Origin of the sequence: Streptomyces fuscichromogenes, assembly GCF_014645815.1 — a bacterium.
Lineage (GTDB): Bacteria > Actinomycetota > Actinomycetes > Streptomycetales > Streptomycetaceae > Streptomyces > Streptomyces fuscichromogenes.
Genome location: NZ_BMML01000033.1, coordinates 59,993 through 81,812, shown reverse-complemented (window position 1 = coordinate 81,812; position 21,820 = coordinate 59,993). Strand labels below are relative to the sequence as shown.

Genomic DNA, 21,820 nt, shown 5'->3' with positions numbered 1-21,820 from the left:
CGGATCAGCGCTCCTGCTTCCGACGCTCGTCCAGTTCGTCCAGAACCTGGTTGATCTCACCGTGTGGTCCTGTCCGACCTGCCAGCGCGCCTCACCCCACTCCCCGGCGATCTGACCCATGGCCTTCAGGGAGGTCTCCAGTTGCTCGGTAGTGAGTCGGTCGTAACGGCTCATCTGCGTCCCTTCGTCGGCAAGGGGAAGGCGTGCGTCCTGCACACCTCGCCGACGACCGCACTCCAGCACCTGGCGGGCGCGATCGACGACGAGCAGCGCAGGGCTGCGAAGGTGCAGAGTTGCTTAGGCCGTGGCCCGACGGGCGCGGTTACGGGCCGCGCGGCGTTTCATGGCGCGGCGCTCGTCCTCCGACAGGCCGCCCCAGACGCCGGAGTCCTGACCGGACTCGAACGCCCACTGCAGGCACTGGTCCATCACCGGGCACCGGCGGCAGACCGACTTGGCCTCCTCGATCTGCAGCAGCGCGGGACCGGTGTTGCCGATCGGGAAGAACAGTTCGGGGTCTTCGTTTCGGCACACTGCGTTGTGACGCCAGTCCATGTGATTCCTCCGTGAAGTCAACAAGGAGTGCTGGCCAACAGGTCTGCCAGCACGGGGAGTTGGGGTTGCTGCTGAGCCCGCTCGGTCGGATGGGGGGGCGGGCACGAGGTGATCTCCGGCCCCGTCGGGCGCAAGGGCTGCGCCGGAGGGGGCTGACCTTCCTCGCGCCCGCCCTCCATACAGCGGAAGTGCTACTCAGCTCGGCTGACGAGGCACCTGATCTGCTTCGCGAAGGACGGTTCCGTCGACGGCTCGACGGTCCAGCCGTCGGTGAGCACGTCGAGAATGCCCAGTCCCCGGCCGGACTCCGCTTCGGAACTGTCCAGCGCGGTCTCACCGCGGTTCGGCTGCTGCGGAACGGTGTCGTGGACGATCACCACGATGCCCGGTTGAGCGACGTACACCTCGACGACCAGCGCAACGGCTTCAGTCGAGTTGCTCGCGCGGACCGCGTTGCCCATCAGCTCGGACACCACCAGCTCAGCGGCCTCGGCAAGGCCCCTGTTGGTGCCGTGCATCGACGGCACCTCCCGGGTCAGCGCGCGCACACCGCTCACGGCCTCCCGGGACGCCGTCAGGTCGGCGCGGAAGCCACGTTCGTACTCGTGCACCACCAGGCCTGGTACCAGGGCGGAACGCGAGGGCCTTTCGTCTACCGCCACGGCGTGGAGGGTGCCGGTGCCGTAGACGGTGGCGTTCACCGCCTCCCGCCCCTCTGGTCCGCCTCGCGGGCCCGGCGCAGCGCCTCGTCTTCCTGGCTCGGGTTCTCGTCCCCCTGCGCACTGATCGGCCCTCGGGATGTCATGATGTTCTTCAGCAAGGTCGTTCTTCCTCTCACCTGAGATGGCGGACGATCGGGAACGGCCCCGGGATGCGCCCCGGGGCCGTTTCGTTGTTCGGTGTTCGGTTGTCACGACTGGGTTGGCCTCCCCTGGCGGAGGCCAACCCAGCGGGACTGCTGACCTGGGAAGGTCCTGCTGCCCCCTGCCATCGCCGCTCGTCACGCGGGCGGCGATCACAGGTAACGCAGGTCGCATGGTGCGCGTGGATCAGTCGGGGAGGTTCTCGCACTGTCGGTAGGCGTCCTGAGCCTGCACGAGGTGGTACAGGATCGGTTCAGTGCCGGGTTCGACGAATTCCATGAAGCCCCTCCGTGTCAGCCGAGAAGTGGACCGGTTCCAGCGGAACGCTGGTGTGATCGTTCGGGGAGTTGGTACCCACCGGACGCTGCTCACGGACCCTGTCGGTACGCCGAACCGCGGGCGCTACGCGCCGCCAGTCCGACCCCCGCCGCCGGGCAAGGCGACGATCGCGGTCACGCTCCCAGCTCTGCTCTTCCTTCTGATCGCGGATCTGCTGACGCTCCACGTCCTCGCGGGTCTGCTCCGTCCACGCCTTCCGTTCGGCCAGCTCGTAGCCCATCGGGCAGAACTGGCCCCGCCGGCAGTCAGCACAGCCGACACGGTGCCGGGCGACCGCCTGCCGCGCACGCTCAAGCGCCTCCAACCCCGCCCGGCCAGCCTCGTGTTGGGCCAAGACCACAGGCATCCGGCACTTCTTGCCACCCGAGCAGATCTTGCAGTCGACCTGGTGCCGGGCGACCGCCTGCCGCGCACGCTCAAGCGGCGCCGTCTGCCCCGTGTACGCCAAACGGTGAATCGGCTGCCCCGCCGGCGGAGTCGGCTTGCTGAACTGCTGCGCACTCCGACGGGCACCAGCCTCAAGCGCGCCCTCGACCAGCGCGGCACCCCACTCCTCGACGGTCATGTCGAAGACGATGCGCCGCGCGCTCCCTAAGCACCGCTTCCCGGGCTCCGGGTAATGCGGAGTGAGGACCCTACGACGGATCGAGTGCCATTCCTCGCACGCCGGGCACTTCAGCGTCGGGACTTCCCCGTCACGGAGGTTCACGTGCTGGGGTCGGAAGCTGCTGAGCCGGTACGGGGGGAGCGTGCTGATACGCAAGGCGGGCTCCTTGGCGGGGGAGTGACGTGGGCTGCGTTCCCTGCCGACCAGGAGCCGTCAGCGGAAGTCCGCTGGTCGGATCGTGGAGGACAGGCAGCGCAACTGCTGTCTGTGCTGCCCTGCTCTGGCCCACCGGGGGACATCGTGTCGGCTCTGTGGCCGGTCACCCCGGTGCCGCATGTAAGCGACGGCGAGCAGGCTGCGCTATGTGGTTGGTCGTACATCGGGATCAGAACTCGCGTCCGTTCCCTAGCGGCCCCGCCTACGGCGGATCCGGGCGGAGGTCCGGCCACGAGTCGACGCCAACTCAGCGCGTCGAGACGGGAGCCCGGTTCTCCCACTTCGATATCGAAGCTGCGTCCAGTAGAGGGTATGCTCACTATCGAAGTCAATAGCTTCGATATCGAAATACGCCCGAGGGGTCACAGATCAGCGACCGAGGCCCACCACGACGCTGGCGCCTGACATCGAGGCGCCTAGGATCGCTAGCGAGGTGAGGAGTCCTATGGCGGATGAATCGGGCGACGAGCAGCCCAAGTACCTGCAGATCGCTGACGCCCTGAAGGCAGCAATCGAGCTGGGCACGTATGGCCCTGGGGCCCGGTTGCCGGGGGAAAACGTCCTCGCGCCGCAGTACAGCGTGTCCCCGATGACCGCTCGCCGAGCACTCCGCATGCTCACGAGCCAAGGACTCGCCGAGTCCCGGAAGGGCGCCGGCTTCTTCGTCCAGGCCTTCCAACCCATCCGGCGACGAGGCATTCAACGCCTCGCGCGGGACCAGTGGGGGAGCGGCAAATCCATCTGGACCGCCGACGAGAGCCGCCCGTTGGACGTCGATCAAGTAACCGTCGAAGAGCTCATCCCACCGGCTCACATCCAACGCATGCTGGAGCTGGGAAATGGGGAAACAGCCTGCGCACGGTCGCGGCGCTACACGCTCGACAGACGTCCCGTCATGATCGCTACGTCGTACCTGCCGTACAGCCTTGTGGCGGGGTCGGCGATCACTCAGGCAGACACCGGACCGGGCGGGGTGTACTCGCGACTCGCCGATCTTGGGCACCCGCCCGTGCACTTCCGCGAGGAGATTCGCGGCCTTCTGCCCACGAGCCAAGAAGCAGCAGCCCTTGAAATGTCCCTTGAGCGGCCTGTCCTCAAGATCTGCAGGACGGCGTTCGCCACTGACCAACGCGCAGTCGAGGTGAACGAGATGACACTCGATTCGGCTTCGTACGTCCTCGACTACGAGTTCGACGCCTGACGACATGGGGGCTACCGACCGATCGCTGAATGGCTGGTTACGTCACCAAACAGCTTCCGGGGCAAGGACTGTGAGCGAGATGCCACCGCGTAGCAGTGGTGTGGACTCAGCGTGGCAATACGGCCTCGTCCGCCTGGTCAAGGACCGTCTGGGAGGTGTGTAGTGATCGCTGTGGATCGGTGGACAGGTGAAGAGGGACTGCTGCTGCGGTCGGTGAAACGCCAGTCCGTCCGCGAGTTCGCCGAAACGCTCGGCATCAGCCCCCGGACGGTCTCTCACTGGCGGGAGAACCCCACGCGCGAGTGCCGTCCGGCAATGGCCCAGATCCTCGACGCGGCACTTGCCCGGTCCACGCCAGAAGAGCAGGAGTCGTTCCGCCTCCGGCTGGCGGCAATGCGAGGTGAAACGGCTAGTAGCGCAGGGATTGAGATAGCCCAGCCAGCGCCATGCACTGTTGTCTCGTACAAATTCCTGCCGGTGTACCTGGGCGAGCGACTTGGCCCGCTTTACGCTGCCGGCGCTCCCCGACCGTCGGGACCCGGAGGCCTTGAGCAGCGTGTTCTGTCCGGGGAGCATCGGACAGCCCACGCCTCCACAGTCCACGTCTTCGCATGCGGGATCGCGTTGGCGCTCCTGGAAGAGCATCAACGCGTCGACTCTCTAACCGAATTGGCGCTATGGCGTTACCGGTCCTATCTGACGGACCGGGCCTGGGCCGGTCAGCGTATGACGCACTTGTTGGAGCAGCACATCTCCGCCGGGAAGGCCGTCAATCCGTCACCGGATCCGGAGTACGTCCTGTCCGTATACGAGTTGCGTGACCACTCGTGGACGAAGGCCGGGCTCGATCCGGCCTTGCAGTTGCTGACCACGCCGTCGGTCCTCGTCAACCGGCAAGACCCGGAGAACATCAGGCCTCTCGGAGCTGGTGTTGAGGACGCGAAGTTCCGCGACGGCTGGGAGCACCCGGAAGCGGTGGCGTTTGACGGCGGTGCTTCTAGGGGTGTGGCTGGTTGGTCTGGGGTTTCCTACCACCCGAAACCCGACGAACGTGCCCTGACCACGAGCCAGATCCTTGCCCTGGAGTTGGACGTACAGGCGCTGTGGGCGCTGTCGTCACACATCCTGAGCATGATCGAAGAAGGGCAGGACCCGGTGATGCCCCCGGCGTTCGGGTGGCGCTTCCTGCGCGGCGCGTACGTCCGGCTGACGACCGCGAGGCCGACGGAGACCGCTCAGCATCGGGTGATGCGCGAGGCGATCCTGGCCACGAGTGAACTCCCTGATCGGCTCCGCGCCGCCCAGGATGCACTGCGAGACAGTAACCCATAACTGACATATGGAAGGCGGACTGGGTGGAACCTCGTTCGACAGCGCTGCTGGTCATCGACGTTCAGCAGGGCTTCGTCAACCGGCACAGCCGTGGTGTTCTTCCCGCGATCGCGCGGCTCGTTGAGGGCTGGCGCGCAGCGGGCGCGCCCGTGGTGTTCACCCTGTTCCACAACGCACCCGGTTCTCCGTACGAAACGATCACCGGCTGGACTCGACTACGCTCTCCCGAGGAGCAGGCTCTCGCCGCCGAGCTCGCTCCGTTCGCCGATACCGCGGCCGCCATCATCGACAAGGACCAGGCATCCGTATTCACGCCCGCGGGCGCCCAGCTCATTCGGGACGCGGGGTGGACCGACCTGGTGCTGTGCGGCATCGACACGGACGCGTGTGTGTACGACTCGGCCCGAGACGCCTATCACCACGGGTTCCGGCCGTGGATCGTCACTGACGCCTGCGCATCCACGGGAGGGCCCCAGTACCACGACGCGGCGCTGCTAATGGCAGCCCGAAACATCGGCACGGATCACTTGCTCACCAGTGACGTCGTCCTGTCACGAATCCACGGAGCACCAGGAGCGCTGTCGTGAACACACGGTCATGCGACACGGATGTACTCGTGGTCGGCGCGGGCCCAGCCGGGGTGGCGGCCGCGGTCATGGCGGCGAGCCTCAACTTGCGGACCATGGTCATCGAGGCTGGCCCGGTGGGCGGCAAACTACACCGAATAGGCGCCCTGGAGAACGTCCCGGGCAGCTGGTCGACCGGACCCCAGCTCGCCGAGGCCCTGGCCTCGGACCTTGACCGCCTGGAGAAAGCCGGACGATGCACGGTCGTCCAGGGCCTCGCCGCGAAGGTGGGCGGGCATGACCACCGGGCCGAACTCACCCTCGCCGACGGACGTGTGCTCACCTCGAAGCTCATCGTGGTCGCCACGGGCGTGAGCGACCTGGTGCCGCCCGACGCAACGTGGATCACCGCTACCGCCGAGCTCTCCGCTCCACCGCTCTGGCGCGCCGCGCCGCAGGACCTCACCGCGCGTACATACGTCCTCGGCGCTGATCGTCCGCTCGGAACCTGGCTACGCTCTCACCCGAATGTCAGGACAACGCTGCACGTACTGTGCCCACCGTCCGACGCATACAAGGCGACCGAAATCGAGGCCGACGGCCGCGTACGGCTCGTGCCGATCTCACACGCCGCAATTACCAAGCCCACGTACGGCGGCGGCTGGACGATCGAGGTGGAAGAACACGATGGGACCAAGACCATCTACGCCGCCACGTCGGTGCTCAACAACCTCGGCAACAAGCCGGCAGCTGTGACCGGTCTGGTGTCCGGCGACGACGGCTACTGCCCGCCCGACAGGCAACACCGGCGCATCCGGATCGCCGGCGACCTCCGGTCCGCGCGTTATCAGCGCATCGCTACCGCACACGGTTCGGGCGCCGAAGCTGTGCTCGCCTACTACTACGACATCTCTCTTTCGGGCGGAGGTGGGATTCGATGACCCTCCGGCGGCGCTCGGTACCACGGTGCCCTCGCCGGCGGCGGTCAGCTCGTGCCTGCGGCGAACGGAGCCAGCAGGTGACCCTGCGCAGTTCGGCGCGGTTCAGGTTCCTGCATAGCGGGACCGGTTGGCCGAAGAGCGTCCAGGGCGGCGTGGAGCGTGCGCGAGTCACGGTTCCACCGCTTGGGCGCAATCAGCTTGAGCCGCGGTGCATCAGCCGGGGACATGACCTGGCTCATGCAGTCGACGACCGGGATGAGGCCGAGGTTGTGTGTGAAGAGCAAGACAGGCTTCTTCGCGACCAACGATCGGAGTTCGAGACGGGCAACCGGGCCGAGGACGTGAACGCGACTGCCGAGTCGTTTGGGGCGTCCGATGACGACGAGGCCGTCGAGTTGATCTGCGAGCGTGTCCCAGTCGTACGCGGATTCCCCAAACGCCGACCGGTAGTGAAGGAGATCCACGCCAACGGGCAGGTCCTCGGTGATGCGCGCGAGCCATCGCTCCCAGTTGGAGTCGTTGACCGTCTTGGGGCTAGCACTGATGTAGACACGGAGCGGCGTAGCGGGGCGCCGGTCGGCGGCGAGGCGATCCATGGCCGCGATGTAGCGGCGCTGCTGCTCAGGACGAGCGAAGGTCTCCACGTCGAGGGGATCGGCCGGCCTGGGCTTCTGCGTCGCATGCATACCGCTCATCATGCCCGGGCGTTGGGCCATGCGTGGAGCAGGGCTGGTGAGCGAGGGGGGGCTGGCGCCCCGTCAGGAGTCCTTTGTCTGTGGGCGACACGAGAGGTACCGGGGTGTCGTTGCGGGATCTCTGAGGGGTAGCGTGTCCCTGAATAAGATCCATATGGACATGGTTAAGCCCCGCGAGGCTGCACTCCGGGGCACGGCCGCAGACCTATCCAGGGAAGGTCTCGACGTGATGAAGGGTACCCGTACCCTCCGACAGGCACACACCAAGGCACCCGCCGTGGCAGCGACGGATCGTACGTCGCTCCGGTCAGGCGCCTTCTTTACCTTCCCGCGCCGATCCGGCTGCGGGCGCACCTCTGCCCCACAAGGGGGCGAGATGGAGTAGTTGCGATGGGCGGCGCCCGCGAGGCGGGCCTTTTAGCCGCCGGGACGCCCGGCCACCCAGGTGATTCACAGTCACCCCGGCTGATGGCGTCCCATCTGCCACCGGGCGGGCTTAGCAGGCCCTCCCGAAGGAGTCGACCAGGCAGTTAGCAGCTGTCCGGTCGGGTCGAACTCGGTTCTGCCCAGAACCAGCGCCAAAGGCGCCTTTTTCATGCCTCCAGATCCATCCAGGAAGGCACGACCTATGTTGCAGCATGCTGCTGCTCTTTGTCAGCCCATCCATGCCCGATTGGCGCATTTTGCGCCGTCTTCCCGGTCACACTTTCCCAAGCAAGCGCCCACTCCGCCACGTGAGCGGACCAGCGCGACGCCCTGTACTCGCCTCTTCGGGGTGTCAACGTGAGCGCCGTTGCAGCGCCGGCCACTATGCCGACGGCGTTCATCGACGGTTCCGTGGTCGACGCTCCGGTGCTTCCCCCGCGGCGGGATGGTCTGCGGTTGCTGTCGGGCGAGGGGCAACCGGGGAGCGGGGGCCTGGACGACGCGCTGAGGCTGGGGCGGAGCATGCGCCTGCGGCTGCGGGCCGCGGTTCTGGCGCTGCTGGCGGACCCGTCGATCGCTGGGCTCAAGGACGCGCCGAAACTTGCGGCGGTGGTGCTGTACGCGAAGTCGCGGGCGCCTCGCGGTCGTGAGGACGACAACCAGTCGTCGATCTGGGGTGCGGAGCTCGGCAGGTGGCTGGGTGTTACGGAGTCCACGGTCCACCACAAGGTGCTGCCTCCGTTGCGCGGTTCGGACGGGCTGCACACGAGGGTGGTGACGGACGCGAAGGGGCACCCGACCGGGCTTGACTGCCTGATCATGCCGCTGTGGAGGGCCCGTAAGAGGGGTGGGAGCACGGATCCGCTGGCGTTGTCGAAGGCGGAGCTGGCGGTACTGCTGCGCCTGATCGAGGCGTTGTTCGGGCCGGGCTGGACGCCGAAGGACCGGGAGCCGGTCCCGGCCGGGCTGCTGGCCGGTCGTACGGGCAAGGGGGCGGCGACCGACCGGCTCGGGCTGCTGCTGATGGTGTTGAGCACGCGGGCGTCGGGCTGGCTGCAGTTGTGCGGTGGCTCGGTGCGGAAGAAGGAGGGGCGCGGGGCGGCGACGCTGTCCCGGCTGCTGGGGTGCTCGCCGTCGGGGGCGCGGAAGGTCCTGGCCCGGCTGACGGCGGCCGGTGTCGTCGCCCGGGAGCGCAAGGCGACGGTGACGCGGATGAACGGCCGTGGGCGGGTCATGCTGCTGCCGATCGCCCGTGCGTACGGCCGGGTCCTGGTCCCTGTTGAGGATTCCCAAGCCCCCGAGGCTGGCTTTTCGCAGCGTCCCGATGGTGCAGTCGGAGATCATGCTCCCGGCCAGGGTGCCGATGCCCTTGGCGCATCTGGGGTTTGTGGTGCGAAGGCGGCCCAAGGGGCTGGAAATCCGGAGCGTCCCGATGATGCAGAGCTCCACGCAGACCACGCTTCTGGGGTTACTCACGGCTCTTATCCGCAGGTCTCTGGTGGTTTTCCCGGCGAAGGCGGTGGGGGTGAAGACCGTCGGCCGGAGCGCGTGTGTGCGCGAGAGAACCAGGTCGTGGACGGCGAGGATGCTCCTGCCGAGTCGGTGTTGCCGGTAGCGGAGGTTGGCCCGCTTCGCGGGGAAAAGCCTGGTGAGTCCGCGGTCGATGAGCAGAGTGGGCAGCGTCCTGCCCGGATCCAGGCCGGTGACCGACCCGAGGCCGTGGGACGTGGAAAGACGCGGCAGCAGGGGAGGGTGGACCTCCCTGATGATCTTGGTGTGCGGGTGGCTCTGGGGCCGGTCTCATGGCTGTGGGCGGGGCTCAGCAACTGGCAGCAGGACCGGGTCGTGGCGGCCGTGGAGGCAGAGCTGAAGCGGCTGAAGAACCTGCTGATGTATTCGGAGGGCGCGCCACGGTTGCTGGCCGACCGGCTCACCGACCGGCTGGAAGAGGTCGGCGGCGAGGCCCGAGTGACCAGTCCCTTCGGCTGGATCACCCGGCGGGGCCTGGTGCAGCGGCAGGCCTGCTCGGACGGGCGCTGCGACGACGGGATCCGGCTGGACACCGGCGGCGACTGCGAGAACTGCGGCAACGTGATCCACATCCGCCGCGCTCGCCGGGCGCGAGTCGCGGCCGGCGTCGACCGGGAACTGCCCGGGCTCGGTGTGGCGGAACGCCGCCAGGTCGTCGAGGACCGGATGCGCGAGCACGCTGCGGCGGAGGCGGAGGACTTCGTGTGGCGGCGTGAGCAGGCCCGCGCGGAGCAGGCCCGGCGGGAGACGGCCCGTGCGGCTGCCCGGGAGCGGGCGGAACTCGAACGCCAGGAGGAGGCGGCGGCCGACGCGGTCCGGCAGGCACTGTCGTGTGTGGGCTGCGGTCAGCAGCGGTCGGCGGGACTCTGCGAGGCGTGCGGATACCGGCGCCGGACCGAGGCAGCGATCACGGAGGCCGAGCTGGTCGTGGCGACCTGGGCAGCCGACCCGACCGACCAGGGCGACGTCGCTGCGGTGGCCACTCATGTCCGCGCCACGCTGGACGCCGGCATCGAGGTCGCCCTCCAGCAGTTCCTGGAGCTGATGGAACCAGGCGAACTGGAGGCGGACCCGGTCGCGGCGGCGTCCGTGCTCGCCTTCAACGCCCTCCAGGCCGTGCAGCAGGCCCTGCCGGAGTACCGCAGCAGCGCCCTCGGCCAGCTGGGCAACACTCCGGAGGCCGACGCGGAAGCCCGCCGGGCGTACAAGACCGAGCAGAAACGTCGCTGGTTCCGGCACAACCCGAATGGTGCGGACGCCATCGCCGCCGCGACGAAGGCCGCGGACGCCGCGCGGGAGCGCACTGCCGAGTACCTGCTGGCCACGCGGCTGGAGCAGCTACGCGCGCGGAGGACAGATCGCACCGCGACGGCCGTGCCTGCGCCGTGGTCGGCCCGGCTGGCCGGGCTCGCGGCCCGGCCCCTCAACGGCGTCCAGTCCGGGGCGGTGATCGCGTGACCAGTGAGCTGAGCGGGGTCGACCTCGCGCGCCAGACCCTAGCCGCGGCCCCAGGAGGCGGCGACGAAGAACGTCGGCAGCACCCAGAAGGAAGCCGAAGCGGTCCCGGACGCACGTGGTGCGGCGCGATGGACGGGAGCCGCTCGGCTCACCGCCACGGTCACCGGGTTCCAGATCGCCGCGATGCGGGAGCCCAGCCGCCACGCCTTCCCCGAGACCGAGACCGCGCAGACGACGGGCCGGCCGTGATCAAACAGGCCCGTGCCCAGCGCCGTCGCCAGGCCGCGGCAGCCGAGGCCGCCGCCCCGCGCCGGGCCCGGAAGGAACGCGCGGCCCGGACGGCTGGGACGTCGCCCCGCTGCCCCGCCACCGTGGCTGCTCGTCTCCGCGCTGGTAGGACATGGCGGTGCCCCGAGCCAGTGCGGCGCTTCGTACGACACCTGGTGTCTCTGAGAGGGGGCGGCTGCGCTCCGCTCTGAGTTGCTTCGAATGACATTGCGTCGATCGACTAAACGTTCTTGCCCTCTCGACACATGTATAGGTGTACGCGTTTTCAGGGCAGAGGCAGAGAGGGTAACTGGGAGATGTGGACGGAGCTGGGGCTGGATGGTCCCACCTGGCCCGCCGTGGGCGCTGTCCTGCTGTTAGGCAGAGTGCTGAGGCTGTTGGTGGAGCTGGCTCGGCGCAGGACCCTCGTCGACGTCACGACGCGCGCGCCGGCCGGAACGCAGGTAGTCCAGGGCGGTGGTTCGGGCGGGCCTGCCATGTGGATCAGTGTGGGGAGCGGCACCTCGGCCGTTTCCGGGAGCGAGGAGTCCGGGTGAGCCGTATCCCACCGACGCACCAGGCGGAGGTCGCCTCGTTGTACTTGGAGGTCGGCCGTGAACTGACGGAATACGCGGGCCGGCTGCTGGGCAGTTCCCATACCGCCTCCGATGTCGCTCAGGAGGCGTTCGAGGGGGCGGCGATCCGTTGGGGGAGGCTCAGGTCTCTGGACCGGCAGGCCCAGCGGGCTTGGCTGTTCCGGTTTGCCAAGCTCAAGGTATTCGAGAAATGGCGTTCTGCGGGGCGCCGAGCTCCGCTTCCGGATATCCCGGATTCTCCTTCGGAATTTGATACATCGCGGACCGCCGCAGCAAATGTGCTGCTGGAGCGGTGCTGGGATGCCATAGCCGCATTACCGCCCACGCGGCGGCGTGTTGCGCTGCTGCGGTGGCAGGGCGACTGGACGGTCCGCGAGATCGCCGCGCATCTTGGCATGACCACGGGCACGGTACGAGTCCACCTGCACGGGGCACGCAAAGTGCTCCTCGAAAAGTTCGGGACAGAGATCCTTTTTCCATCCGATTGGTGGGAGTCGCTCCAGGAGGAGGTGCCCAGTGAGCAGCGCTGACAGGCCCCATGACCAGCTTTGCCCTTCCGAGGGGGTGGCGTACGACATGATCACTGTGGAGGAGCTCCTCCGCCAGCTTGATCGCGTCGCTCCGTCAAAGCCGGGCTACGACCAGGAGGGCCTGGACCGGTTGATGGCCTGGATGGCGGAGGACGACCCGGATGATCACGATGTGGCCGAGGTCGAGACAGGCGCGCGCAGCTATGAGAGTCCGACGACCGGCAAGATCCTCATCGTGGGAGAGCGGGCAGGATCTGCCGAGTTCATCAAAAAGGTCTGCGAATTCAGTGCACCGACGGAATTCGTGGTATCGGAGCAGCAGTTGGCGATCAACGCGTTCTTCGGCCGGATCACGCTGTCGGAGTCCCTCCACTTGTACAACATCGCCCCGCCCGACTCCGTTGCTCCGCCAGTGTGGGACGTTCTCAGGAAGGGCGCGGTAGGGGCCGTAGTGCTGGCCGATCCGCGGCGCCTGGTGGACTGCCACGACGCGCTGGACTATCTCGACGGGTGCGGCATGCCGTATGTTCTGGCCCTGCGCGGCAGTCCGGGAATTTGCCCCTACGATCTCGCTGAGATCCGTGAGGCGCTGCAGCTGGCGGGAGATGTCCCCGTCCTGTTCTGGGAGCCCGACCGGAAGGTCAGCGCCGCATCTGCCCTCATTGCCCTGGTGGAAGCCGCGTTGGAGCAAAGCAGAGCTGCAGCCTCAGCAGGGGACATGGCTTTCGATGAAGAGCTCGCTGCCCTGACTCTGCTGGCACAGCTGGAATCACACCTGAAGCCGACGCCGACATAGATCCGCTCCCGAAACCAGGCGGTCGGTGCCGGAATCGTGACCGTCCCGGGCGCCACGGCCGGCGCGCGGATGCCGGGGCAGCGTGGGCGGCGGCGGTGGTGGCGATCAGAGCGAGGGGCGCGAACAGCGCGGGTGCGTCGGGTGCGGGCGAGACGCACGTCGGGTCTCCGTTTCGAAGGTCACGAACAGGGTTGTGACCTTCGTAGCGGCCCCGATGGGGCTATGCCGGCCGGTCGGGTACGGGTTCACCTGACCGGCTAAGAAGTCACATCTCCACGGGGACCGGCGCCTGTCTCCGCGAGTTCCGGCACAACGCCTGTCCCCTCGGTTCTACCGGCGGTAGAATCGGCCGCATGAGCAAGCCGACCAGCATCAAGACCAGCGAGGAAGTACGCGACCGGCTGCGCGTTCTCGCTGACGAGCGCGGCACCAGCATCACGGAGTTGCTGGAGGAACTCGCCGCCCGCGAGCTCACGGCAGCCGAGCGGGAGCAGCGGGCTGTCGAGGCGGCCCGGGAGCTCGGGATCGAGTACACCGACCAGGTCCAGCAGGCCGGCCAGGACGCCTGGGCGAGGATCCGCGCTCATCAGGGCGACGCCGCCGCATGAACCTGACGGCTGTACTGGACCACACCGCTCTGGCCGCACTGTTCCGCGCCGACCCTTTCTTCACCGGCCTCTACATCGAGGCCTCGCGCGGCACCGGCCGAGTGATCATCCCGTCCCTGTCGGTACTAGCTGCGGAGCGGCAGATTGCCGGGGCGGGCAAGCATGCGGCGTCCTTGCGGTTCGCGGACAACGTGCCGTTCACCGCGGCGCATGCGGTGGACGCCCTGGAGTGGGGACACGTCGACTGGCCGGTGGCGCACGCTGCGGCGATCGCCTGGCAGGCCGTGAAGGCGGGGGACCCGCTCACGGTGCTGTCGCTGAACCCCGAACTGTACGCGGGCACCGGCATCACGCCGCTGAACCCAGCCTGACCTGGCCTGACAGCCGGTCCACCTCGTGATCTGGAGGGACTCGCGCGTGACCGAGGATGCCATGGTCACCATCGCTGAGTCCCTGACCGATGCTGTCGCCGCACCGGGGGAACGACCGGTCGTGGAGCGTCTGGACTCGATCGAACGGGTCCTGGTCGCTCTCGCCCGCGCGCAGGGCATCCACCCGGACGCCGTCTGAGCCTGCGGACCTGGAGCGCCAATTCGACGACCCGGCCGGCCACGTCCACCCAGGAGCCGCGGAGTGACCGTGCGCGTCGACGAGTCCTGGATCCGGGAAGTCGCCGAACGGGCCAGCCACCGCGATCCGGGCATGGACGACTACGGCGTTCCGCTCGCGGCCGTCGCCCGTCACGGCGGCGAGTTCTTCGACCGCCCCTACGCGCACGCCGCGGCGCTGCTGCACACACCCTGGGGCGCTGACGGTGGCTGGAGCGCCCCAACCTCACCGTCGCGTGCGCGGTGGCCATCATGTACCTCGTGGCGTCGAACATCCCGGTCGACCCCACCCGCGAACAGTTCTCAGCGCTGGCACGCGAACGGAACAGACCGCGCTGCACCGCCGAACAGATCGCCGTCCTCCTGCGCACCTGCAAGCCCTGACTCACTGTCCGGGCAGCTGTCCCAGGGCGTTCACGCTGACGTCGGGCCAATGCGAAGGAGTTCGTGACGGGCGGTGACCAGAGTGCGCCATCGCTGCCGGACGGCTGGCTCGCCATCGATCCACCGCGTGCCAGACGGATGAGCGGGAGCCGCGCCGGCCATGAAGGCGGCGATGTCGCTGTAGTAGGCGAAGTCGCCGCCGCGGGTGTTCTCGCGCAGCCGGGTGATCGTCGTGGCCGCCTGGTCCTGGTCGCCGCGGACGGCGTGGTGGAAGGCGAGGGCGAGGTCCAGGGCGAGTTCGAGGTAGGTCACGCCCGCCGTGCGGATCTCGGCGCGCAGTACCTGGGCGTGGTCGTCGACGTCGGCGTCGGTGCGGCCGGCGTCACGGGCGAGCGCCGCGATATGGGTGATGAGGGTGGTGGCGCGCAGGTCCACGCCGGCCAGGAGCTGTTCGGCGAGGGCGAGTTCGTCGTCGGCGACGGCCGGGTTGGTGAAGGCCAGGGCGAAGGCGCGGTGGGCCTGGCTGTTGCCGCGTTCACCGGTGACGCCGTGCTGTTCGGCTTCGTCGCGTGCGGCGGCGTACGCGGCGGCGGCGCGGTCCATGTTCCCGTGGGGCCACCAGATGTCGCCTTCGACGCGGTGGTGGCGGCCTTCCCAGCCCAGGGTGCGGGCGGTGGCTAGCGCGGTGGGGAAGTCGCCGGCCATCCGGGCGAGGTGGGCGAGTCCGCGGCGGGCGGCGGGGGCGAGGCGGCCCTGGCCGTCGGCGACAGCCTGCATGCCCGTGCGGGAGGCCGGGCTGTCCCCGAGGTCGCGGTGGGCTTTGGCCCGGTAGTACAGGGCCATGTGCTGCAGGTCGTCCGGGAGCAGACGGCTGTCGATGACGGTGGTGAGGCGGGCGACGGTGTGGGAGCGGTGCTGGTGCTGGCGGCGGGCGAGCGCGCTGAGGAGTTCGACCAGGGCGTCGGCGGCCGTGTCCAGGCCCGTGTGGTCGGTGTCGGGCGGGGCGAGGGGTTCCCACACGGAGTCGCCGACGTAAGCCCAGGCCGCTTCGGTGAGCCAGCCGAGGTCCAGGCGGTGGTCGCGGGCCAGGCGTAGGCCCTGGCGCAGGCAGGCCACCAGCAGCAGCCGGTCCGGGCCGGAAGCGGCCTGGTGCTGTTCGCCCAGGGCGGTGAAGGCCCGCTGGGCGGCCTGCTGCCAGTCGTGTTCGGTCCAGCGGTCGTCGGTGGTGTCGTCGGCGTTGCGGACGGCGGACCGGATCAGGCCGTGGAGGTGGAAGGGCCACAGGCCGAAGGGGTTTTCGCGGATGAAGGGCCGCTCGGTCAGCCGTTGGGCGGGTGCTTCGTGGGCGAGGCCGGCGGCGCGCGTGGCGAGGGGGACGTCGAAGGCGTCCAGCAGGCTGACCGAGCGCAGGGTGTGCCGTTCGTCGGCGGTGAGGTCGGACAGCGTGCGGGAGATCAGAGCGGGGAAGTCGTGGTCGAAGTCGCCCGGCTGCGGGGTGCGGCCGCCGCGGCGCAGGTCCAGGAACCGGGCGACGGACAGATCGAGGTACAGGGGCAGGCCGTGCGAGCGCGCGGTGATGACCTGCCGGACCGCTTCGCCGATGAGGGGCCGGCCGTCGCGGGTGAGGCGCCGGGCGAGGTAGTCGTCGCAGTCCTCGGGGGAGAAGTCGCCGATCAGCACCTGCCGTGACGCGTCGGCGCCGGTGGGGGTGCGGGCCGCGGGTACGGTCGTGTGGACGAGTCCGGGCCAGGCGGCGGGCCCGGTGTAGTCGAGCTGGCCCTGCAGGGCCGGATCGGCCCACTGCAGGCGGGAGCGCCCGGTGATCACCCAGAAGGCGTTCGGCAGCAGCCACACCGTCCGCTGGATCAGCCGCTCCAGATCACGGCGGGTGCGGTCGCCGATGTCCTCGAACGTGTCGAGCAGGATCACCGGCACGACCCTCTTGCCCTCGGGGATCCGGGCGAGCTCCCACGCCAGCAGGTGCGGGTAGAAGGACAGGGCGTCCAGGTCGGGTTCGGCCTCCAGCAGGTCCGCCAGCCGGGCGCAGCCCGCCAGGGCCCGCACGGTCCGGCGGTGTTCGCGCAGCGCGCCGATGAGGGCGCCGGTGACCTGGCCGACGACCGAGCCGACGGTGCCGGGCAGCATGAGCGCCTGGGCGACGTCGGCGAGCGCGGACTGCATCTGCTGCGGCAGCGCCTGCCCGAACCTGAAGCCGAGCCCGCCGCGGCGCAGGTACTCCTCCAGCGGCTCGCCGGGGTGGTTGACCTCCCAGTACCGGCGCAGCGCCAGATCGAACGCGGGCAGCGGGCGCCCGATCCTGGTGAGCGCGGCCCGGATCGTCAGCACGATCTGCTCGAAGTCGGTGCCGGCCGAGCGGGCGAGGTCGATGCGCACGGGCAGGATCCGGTCGGCCGGCCAGCCCGGCGCGCCCCACTGGGAGGGGCGGCGGCCGACGTCGGCGAGCGCCGCCTCCAGCGTCCTGGACAGGGTGGTCTTGCCGATGCCGCCGACGCCGTGGAAGACGAGCACGTGACTCCGGGGCTCCTCAAGGTCCTCGGGGTCGAAACCGGGGGCACCGACGTGGAGGAGGTGCTGGGTGAGCGCAGCTGCGACCGCCTCCCACTGCGCGGACCGGTTCGTGAACGCCTCTGCGGCCTGCACGCTGCGGTCGTTCGTGCTGAACAGCGCCCTCAGGTCCCGATCCTGGCCTGCCACATCCACCCCCGAAAGATGATCACTCGCAGGTCAACCTATGCCCGCCCTAACGGATTTGGGGAGCCCGCCTCGCTGCCACGGCCCGGCCGGGCGACGGATTCAGGCCTACCCGCGGCCCGCAGCGCCGCGGCGGCACCGAACCGGGCAGACGGGACGGGAGGACAATGACCCATCCGATCAAGATCAGAACAATGAGGGGTTTTCCATGCCCGGTACACCGGATCAGCCCGATTTCTCCGGCCTGGGCGGGGGCGAGGATCAGCATGCGGCCGACATCGTGCGCGAGGTAGTGCACTGGTACACCGAGCAGATCGCTGCCGAGCGGCGGGCCCCGCTGCCCGATGAGGAGCGCCTCGCGCAGCTGACGGCGGGCCGTACGGCCGCCTACCAGGACCTGCAGCGTCTGGAGAACGCCGACGCGGCGGAGGAGGACCGCCTTGCTGCGCTCTATGCGGCGCGGCTGAGGGAGCTGGAGTCGTAGACCGTCCGCGGCAGGGGCAGCAGCCGCATATCCGGGCGGTGCGCGGCGATCCGCAGCCGCTGGAACCCGGCGGGCATCAGGGGGCGGGCCAGGGCGACGATGCCGTCCAGTTCGTCGCGGTGCTGAGGCAGGGCCATGCGCAGTCCTTGGTAGAGCTGGATGAAGTGGGCGGCTTCCTGCTCGGTGTAGGGGCGCTGCCGTTCGGCGGCCAGCGCCCATGAGACCCGGCCGGGTGCGGCGGGCTGCTCCTGACGCAGCAGGGCGTGGCCGTCGCGGCGGATCACCGTCACCGCAGTGATGGCCGGATGGGTTTCGGCGGCCGCCGTCAGGTCGGCGACGGCCCGGTAACAACGGTCGTGCCCGGCGCGGGTGGTGAACCGTCCGGTGATGCCAGCTTGCATGGCCCGGGCGTAGCGCAGGGCGGTGGCCAGGCGGCTGTCCGCTTCCCGCACGGCCAGCACCACCAACTCCACCTGGTAGCCGAACCGGGAGCAGGCAAGGGCGCTGTCGAGGACATCGTCCGCGCCGCCCGGGGCGGACTCGATGAGCAGGTCGCCGCGCCGCGTTCGCACGTACTCTTCCGCCTGAGCGAACCACGCTTTGTAGTCGGCTCGGATGGCCGCGCCGGCACCCCGGGGATCCTGACGGAGCATCTGCCGGTAGTCCGGATGCGCGGCCTTGAAGTCGTCACCGACCAGCCTGGTCGTACCGGACCGCATCACACGCCGGACCATCCTGGCGGCCAGCAGCTTGCCCGCCCCGGGCTGGCCGATCACGTATACGGCGCGCGGATCGTCCCGGGGCGTAACGTTCGCCAGGACCGTCGGCGTGATCAGTTCGTCGAAGATCCACCGGTGCTCAGATGACGACAGCCGGTGGTAAGCGACCCCGGGCGGCACCGCGACGGGCTGGGCGATGCGACGGACCGGCTCGGACCAGGCGGCCGCACGCTCGCTATCGCGCTGCACCGCCAGGCGCCGGTCCTCACCCGCCAGTTCGGCATGCACCCGCCGGTCGGTGCGGGCGAGAGCGCGGCGGAAGAGGGCGGTCTCGGGCGCGGTCCACGGCCGCGCCCGCTCCGCCATCACCACCCGCTCCGCAGCTGGCCGATGCCGCCAGCTACCGTCGGAGGCGCGTTCGTTGGAGTAGAGAACGGAGCCGTCGCGCCGTACGACGGTGACACGGTCGGCGAGCTGCTCGGTCTCGATGACGGCCAGCGTGGAGAGCAGGCCCGTCGCGCACGTGTCGTGGTTCTCCCACGACACGTACCGGCCGCCGCCGGCAGCGGCCTCGGCGAGGAAGCGGTCCACGATGCCGAGCTGGCTCAGCGCCTGAGGGACGGCCAGCACCACCACCTCGATCCGGTGGCCGACCGCCCGGTAGGCGCGGGAGGAGGCGCGGAAGTCATCCGGATCGGCGAGCGCCGACTCCACCACGGCGTCGAAACCCATCTCGCGGACGTGGGCTTCGACGGCGGCCTGCCACCGCGCGGTGTCCGGGCGTACCAAGGCTCCGGCCGTACGGACGTCGGCCGGCAAAACGTCGGCGTAGTGACGGTGGAGCGGCTTGTACAGGTCGCGGCGGACCCGTACTGCGCCACCGCGTCGGTCCAGTACCGCCTGGACGAGGTCGGCGATCCCCGTCTTCCCCGCGCCAGGCTGCCCGGCGACGACGACCACGACGGGCCGGGCCTGTGCGACGGCGCTTCGAGTCGCAGCCGGGAGGATCAGCTGGTGCAGCGCATCGAAGCTTTCCTGCTCGGACAGCATGACTAAACCGGTGCCCTTCCTGCCACCCGTCGGCCACCTGGGCGGCCCCGCTATCCAGCACACGGTCGGCTTGAATTCCTACATCTTCGGGATGCGTTCACGAACCAGGCGAGAGCAGCCCTTCGTCCCTCGCCCAAGGGCCTGCGGCTACTGCACGTTGCGTGACTCAAGCTCGCGGCGCAGAGCGTCGAGCGTAGGCCCAGGACGGCCGTCGTCCTCCACATGCCACAGCGTCCATCCGTTGATCACGTTGCCGGTCACGGCCTCGGCCGCTTTGGACGGTGAGGGGAACGGGGCGGAATGTCCGTCGACCACCAACTGACCGTCGGGTGTCACCACAGCCCGCCCGGATCGATTGGCCCGGCGCTGATAGAACCTCAGCACAGTGCCCGCCTTCAGCAGCTGCGCCTTCATGAGATCAGCAAGCGGGCCATGCGGGACCACAGGCCTGCCTGCTGGTGAGGCTGACGGGTTCGCAGCGCCGAGGGTGAGCGTGACGTGGACGGTGTCATCACCGCTCGCGCTCGTCAAATGAGCGATGACGGCTGGATCGAAGTTGATGCTGAGCGTAGGCATGCGGCCTCCCGGGGCAGTAGGTCCGACCACCCGAACCACTCGACTGACTTCGACCATATGCTATCCAGGAGACTTAGTTTGCCTTCAGTGCTCAGTGATTCAGGAGACAGCTGTTTCAGACGCCACGCCGGCCAGACCGACGTCGCCGACTACCGTGCCGACCTCCCTGGCGGAACCCTGCACGTATTCGTTGCAGCCGAGGGCGCCATGGCTCCGACCGGCCCCGCCATCATCACCTCCACGGGCACGATCCGGCTCGCCGACACCGGAGAGGCCGTCGGCTGACGCGAGCAGCGGAAACGGCGCGGTCCTTCGGCCTACTCCAGCGAGCCGTCCCGCTGACGCCTGACACCGCTGATCAGGGCGTTCTGACAAACCTCGCGCGACGGCACACCTACGTGGCGGGCGGCGCCTGGTCGCGGAGTTGTTGCACGGCGTCGCTGATCCGGCGGGCCCGGATCGCCCGCTGCTTCGCGGCGGTCGCCGTACGGATCGCCGTCCGAGCGGTGGAGAACGGGGTACCGGTCACACGGATCCAGTAGTCAGTGTCGTTGTACTCACTGTCGGGTGCGTAGCAGTGCGCGGCGCGGTGCGTTGTCTCGTGTCTCGCCGACAGGAGTGCCGTCGTAGCCGTGGCTGTGCCAGGCGCAGCACCAGCGACACCAGACGCGGAGGCTGTGTCCGTGGGCGTGAGATTTCAGGAAGCCGGGAAGGACGGGAGTTCCGTTACTCGGACGGGCCATCAGTTCTCCGCGTGTCGTGGGTCGTGGAACATGCCCGGCGGCAGTGTCCACCCGAGTGCGGTTCGCACCAAACGGCGCGGTCAGGGCAGATCCGGAACGTACAGGCCGGCCGCCCGGCCGATCTGCAGCACGTCCATCGCCGGCTGCAGCGGAGACGGCTTCCAGCCCGTCACCTCCTGAATGAAGCCTCCCTTGTCGCCCGCCGTGGCGTTCCACCCGCGGTCCATGACCGGTAGCCGAACCCAGTTGACCGGCTCCCCAGTCTCGGCGTTGACGGGCGTCTTGTAGTGCGTGAGGAAGTCCTCGGGCTCGTAGGGGCCGAGCGTCTTGACCATCTCGGGATCCTCCGGCAGGGACCGGACGTGCGGCGCCGCTTCAAAGATGCCGTCGAAGGAGGGGGTGGTGACGGTCCACAGGATGGTGACCTCACCCGGCCGATACAGCTGGGGCCACTGCTCGTGAGCCTTGTTCCACACCTTGTCCACCCACAGCCGCCACAGCTCGTGCGCGCTGATCTCTTCGGGCAGGTAGTCGTCGGTGAGGGACGAGTAGTTCGGCTCGGCGTAGAGAACGAGTTCCTCGGTCTGGGTGTGCCCATATCGGCCGATGATCGTCCACTTGGTACCGGACGGGTAGGGCTTCACGGTGGTCCTGGTGGAAGGCATGAGGGCAGTGTGCCGGGCAGTGACCGGGCAGAGCGCCCAGTTTGCACGAAAGGCCACCTACCGGGTAGAACGTGCCGCAGGCATCCTGACGGGGCTGCTGTATGTCCGCGTCCTCAACTCCCCGCGGCACCCAGGTCATGAGATGGCACACCTAGGGCTCAAGTTCCCGGTGGCTGCGGCAGCTGCTTGTCGATCCAGACCTTGGCCTTGCGCCGTTCGCTACCCGAGAGCGAGCTCCCGGCTGCGCTGGCAGCTACCGTCAGTTTTTTGATCAGTCGGCGTTCCTCTGTGACGTCGGCTGCGCCATTGAGCTGGAGGAGGATGCTTCGGACCTCCCGTAGCGCTGCCCGCCG

The 21,820-nt window shown here is 68.9% G+C and carries 22 protein-coding genes; 13 read left to right on the top strand and 9 right to left on the bottom strand.

Annotated features, from left to right (window positions below; all coding sequences use genetic code 11):
- Positions 1-297: 297 nt before the first annotated feature.
- The 3 genes from IEZ11_RS43915 to IEZ11_RS43905 form a co-directional block, all read right to left on the bottom strand.
- Positions 298-555, bottom strand: coding sequence for a WhiB family transcriptional regulator (locus IEZ11_RS43915; protein WP_189268686.1), 258 nt, complete (start codon positions 553-555; stop codon positions 298-300).
- A gap of 191 nt (positions 556-746) precedes the next feature.
- Positions 747-1,256, bottom strand: coding sequence for an ATP-binding protein (locus tag IEZ11_RS43910; protein ID WP_189268685.1), 510 nt, complete (start codon positions 1,254-1,256; stop codon positions 747-749).
- Between the two features lie 415 nt (positions 1,257-1,671).
- Positions 1,672-2,322 carry a hypothetical protein gene (locus IEZ11_RS43905; RefSeq protein ID WP_189268684.1) on the bottom strand — a complete coding sequence of 217 codons (651 nt, stop codon included), beginning with the start codon at positions 2,320-2,322 and terminating at the stop codon, positions 1,672-1,674.
- Between the two features lie 703 nt (positions 2,323-3,025).
- Here IEZ11_RS43905 and IEZ11_RS43900 point away from each other — a divergent pair.
- The 4 genes from IEZ11_RS43900 to IEZ11_RS43885 all read left to right on the top strand — a co-directional run bounded on the left by IEZ11_RS43900 (position 3,026) and on the right by IEZ11_RS43885 (position 6,620).
- A complete protein-coding gene (locus IEZ11_RS43900; protein ID WP_189268683.1) occupies positions 3,026-3,781 on the top strand; it encodes a GntR family transcriptional regulator in 756 nt (251 codons plus the stop codon).
- Positions 3,782-3,943: 162 nt separating this feature from the next.
- Positions 3,944-5,113, top strand: coding sequence for an XRE family transcriptional regulator (locus IEZ11_RS43895; RefSeq protein WP_189268682.1), 1,170 nt, complete (start codon positions 3,944-3,946; stop codon positions 5,111-5,113).
- Entirely contained in the window at positions 5,110-5,700 is a 591-nt protein-coding gene (locus IEZ11_RS43890) for a cysteine hydrolase family protein (RefSeq protein WP_189268707.1), read from the top strand. Before IEZ11_RS43895 ends, IEZ11_RS43890 begins: the two co-directional genes overlap by 4 nt.
- Positions 5,701-5,768: 68 nt before the next feature.
- Positions 5,769-6,620 carry an NAD(P)/FAD-dependent oxidoreductase gene (locus tag IEZ11_RS43885; RefSeq protein WP_373295054.1) on the top strand — a complete coding sequence of 284 codons (852 nt, stop codon included), beginning with the start codon at positions 5,769-5,771 and terminating at the stop codon, positions 6,618-6,620.
- 44 nt (positions 6,621-6,664) lie between these two features.
- On the opposite strand, the gene IEZ11_RS43880 is transcribed toward IEZ11_RS43885, so the two are convergent.
- The gene (locus IEZ11_RS43880; RefSeq protein ID WP_189268680.1) at positions 6,665-7,306 is read right to left on the bottom strand and encodes a hypothetical protein; all 642 of its coding nucleotides are present in this window, start codon (positions 7,304-7,306) and stop codon (positions 6,665-6,667) included.
- Positions 7,307-8,098: 792 nt separating this feature from the next.
- Between IEZ11_RS43880 and IEZ11_RS43875 the strand changes: the two genes are divergently transcribed.
- The 7 genes from IEZ11_RS43875 (at position 8,099) to IEZ11_RS52300 (ending at position 14,518) form a co-directional block, all read left to right on the top strand.
- The gene (locus tag IEZ11_RS43875) at positions 8,099-10,729 is read left to right on the top strand and encodes a hypothetical protein (protein WP_189268679.1); all 2,631 of its coding nucleotides are present in this window, start codon (positions 8,099-8,101) and stop codon (positions 10,727-10,729) included.
- A gap of 820 nt (positions 10,730-11,549) precedes the next feature.
- Positions 11,550-12,122: an RNA polymerase sigma factor gene (locus tag IEZ11_RS43870; protein WP_189268678.1), complete on the top strand. Its 573-nt coding sequence runs from the start codon at positions 11,550-11,552 to the stop codon at positions 12,120-12,122.
- The gene (locus tag IEZ11_RS43865) at positions 12,109-12,918 is read left to right on the top strand and encodes a hypothetical protein (RefSeq protein ID WP_189268677.1); all 810 of its coding nucleotides are present in this window, start codon (positions 12,109-12,111) and stop codon (positions 12,916-12,918) included. Before IEZ11_RS43870 ends, IEZ11_RS43865 begins: the two co-directional genes overlap by 14 nt.
- 353 nt (positions 12,919-13,271) lie before the next feature.
- Positions 13,272-13,526, top strand: coding sequence for a hypothetical protein (locus tag IEZ11_RS43860; protein ID WP_189268676.1), 255 nt, complete (start codon positions 13,272-13,274; stop codon positions 13,524-13,526).
- The gene (locus IEZ11_RS43855) at positions 13,523-13,897 is read left to right on the top strand and encodes a PIN domain-containing protein (RefSeq protein ID WP_189268675.1); all 375 of its coding nucleotides are present in this window, start codon (positions 13,523-13,525) and stop codon (positions 13,895-13,897) included. The genes IEZ11_RS43860 and IEZ11_RS43855 overlap by 4 nt, the downstream gene beginning before the upstream one ends.
- 46 nt (positions 13,898-13,943) lie before the next feature.
- Positions 13,944-14,096, top strand: a complete 153-nt coding sequence (locus tag IEZ11_RS43850; RefSeq protein WP_189268674.1) for a hypothetical protein — start codon at positions 13,944-13,946, stop codon at positions 14,094-14,096.
- A gap of 299 nt (positions 14,097-14,395) precedes the next feature.
- Complete coding sequence (locus IEZ11_RS52300) at positions 14,396-14,518, top strand: hypothetical protein (protein ID WP_308426591.1); 123 nt, start codon at positions 14,396-14,398, stop codon at positions 14,516-14,518.
- 30 nt (positions 14,519-14,548) lie between these two features.
- On the opposite strand, the gene IEZ11_RS43840 is transcribed toward IEZ11_RS52300, so the two are convergent.
- Positions 14,549-17,233: a tetratricopeptide repeat protein gene (locus tag IEZ11_RS43840; protein ID WP_189268706.1), complete on the bottom strand. Its 2,685-nt coding sequence runs from the start codon at positions 17,231-17,233 to the stop codon at positions 14,549-14,551.
- A 205-nt stretch (positions 17,234-17,438) separates the two neighbouring features.
- On the opposite strand from IEZ11_RS43840, the gene IEZ11_RS43835 reads away from it, so the two are divergent.
- Positions 17,439-17,714: a hypothetical protein gene (locus tag IEZ11_RS43835; RefSeq protein ID WP_189268673.1), complete on the top strand. Its 276-nt coding sequence runs from the start codon at positions 17,439-17,441 to the stop codon at positions 17,712-17,714.
- Here IEZ11_RS43835 and IEZ11_RS43830 read toward each other — a convergent pair.
- Entirely contained in the window at positions 17,681-19,483 is a 1,803-nt protein-coding gene (locus IEZ11_RS43830) for a zeta toxin family protein (RefSeq protein WP_189268672.1), read from the bottom strand. The two genes, IEZ11_RS43835 and IEZ11_RS43830, sit on opposite strands and share 34 nt — an antisense overlap.
- Before the next feature lie 147 nt (positions 19,484-19,630).
- Positions 19,631-20,059: a DUF4357 domain-containing protein gene (locus IEZ11_RS43825; RefSeq protein WP_189268671.1), complete on the bottom strand. Its 429-nt coding sequence runs from the start codon at positions 20,057-20,059 to the stop codon at positions 19,631-19,633.
- A gap of 78 nt (positions 20,060-20,137) precedes the next feature.
- On the opposite strand from IEZ11_RS43825, the gene IEZ11_RS43820 reads away from it, so the two are divergent.
- A complete protein-coding gene (locus tag IEZ11_RS43820; RefSeq protein WP_189268670.1) occupies positions 20,138-20,344 on the top strand; it encodes a hypothetical protein in 207 nt (68 codons plus the stop codon).
- Between the two features lie 109 nt (positions 20,345-20,453).
- On the opposite strand, the gene IEZ11_RS52120 is transcribed toward IEZ11_RS43820, so the two are convergent.
- The gene (locus tag IEZ11_RS52120; RefSeq protein WP_268239965.1) at positions 20,454-20,588 is read right to left on the bottom strand and encodes a hypothetical protein; all 135 of its coding nucleotides are present in this window, start codon (positions 20,586-20,588) and stop codon (positions 20,454-20,456) included.
- Positions 20,589-20,882: 294 nt separating this feature from the next.
- Entirely contained in the window at positions 20,883-21,467 is a 585-nt protein-coding gene (locus tag IEZ11_RS51535) for a hypothetical protein (protein WP_229713735.1), read from the bottom strand.
- Positions 21,468-21,820: the final 353 nt, after the last annotated feature.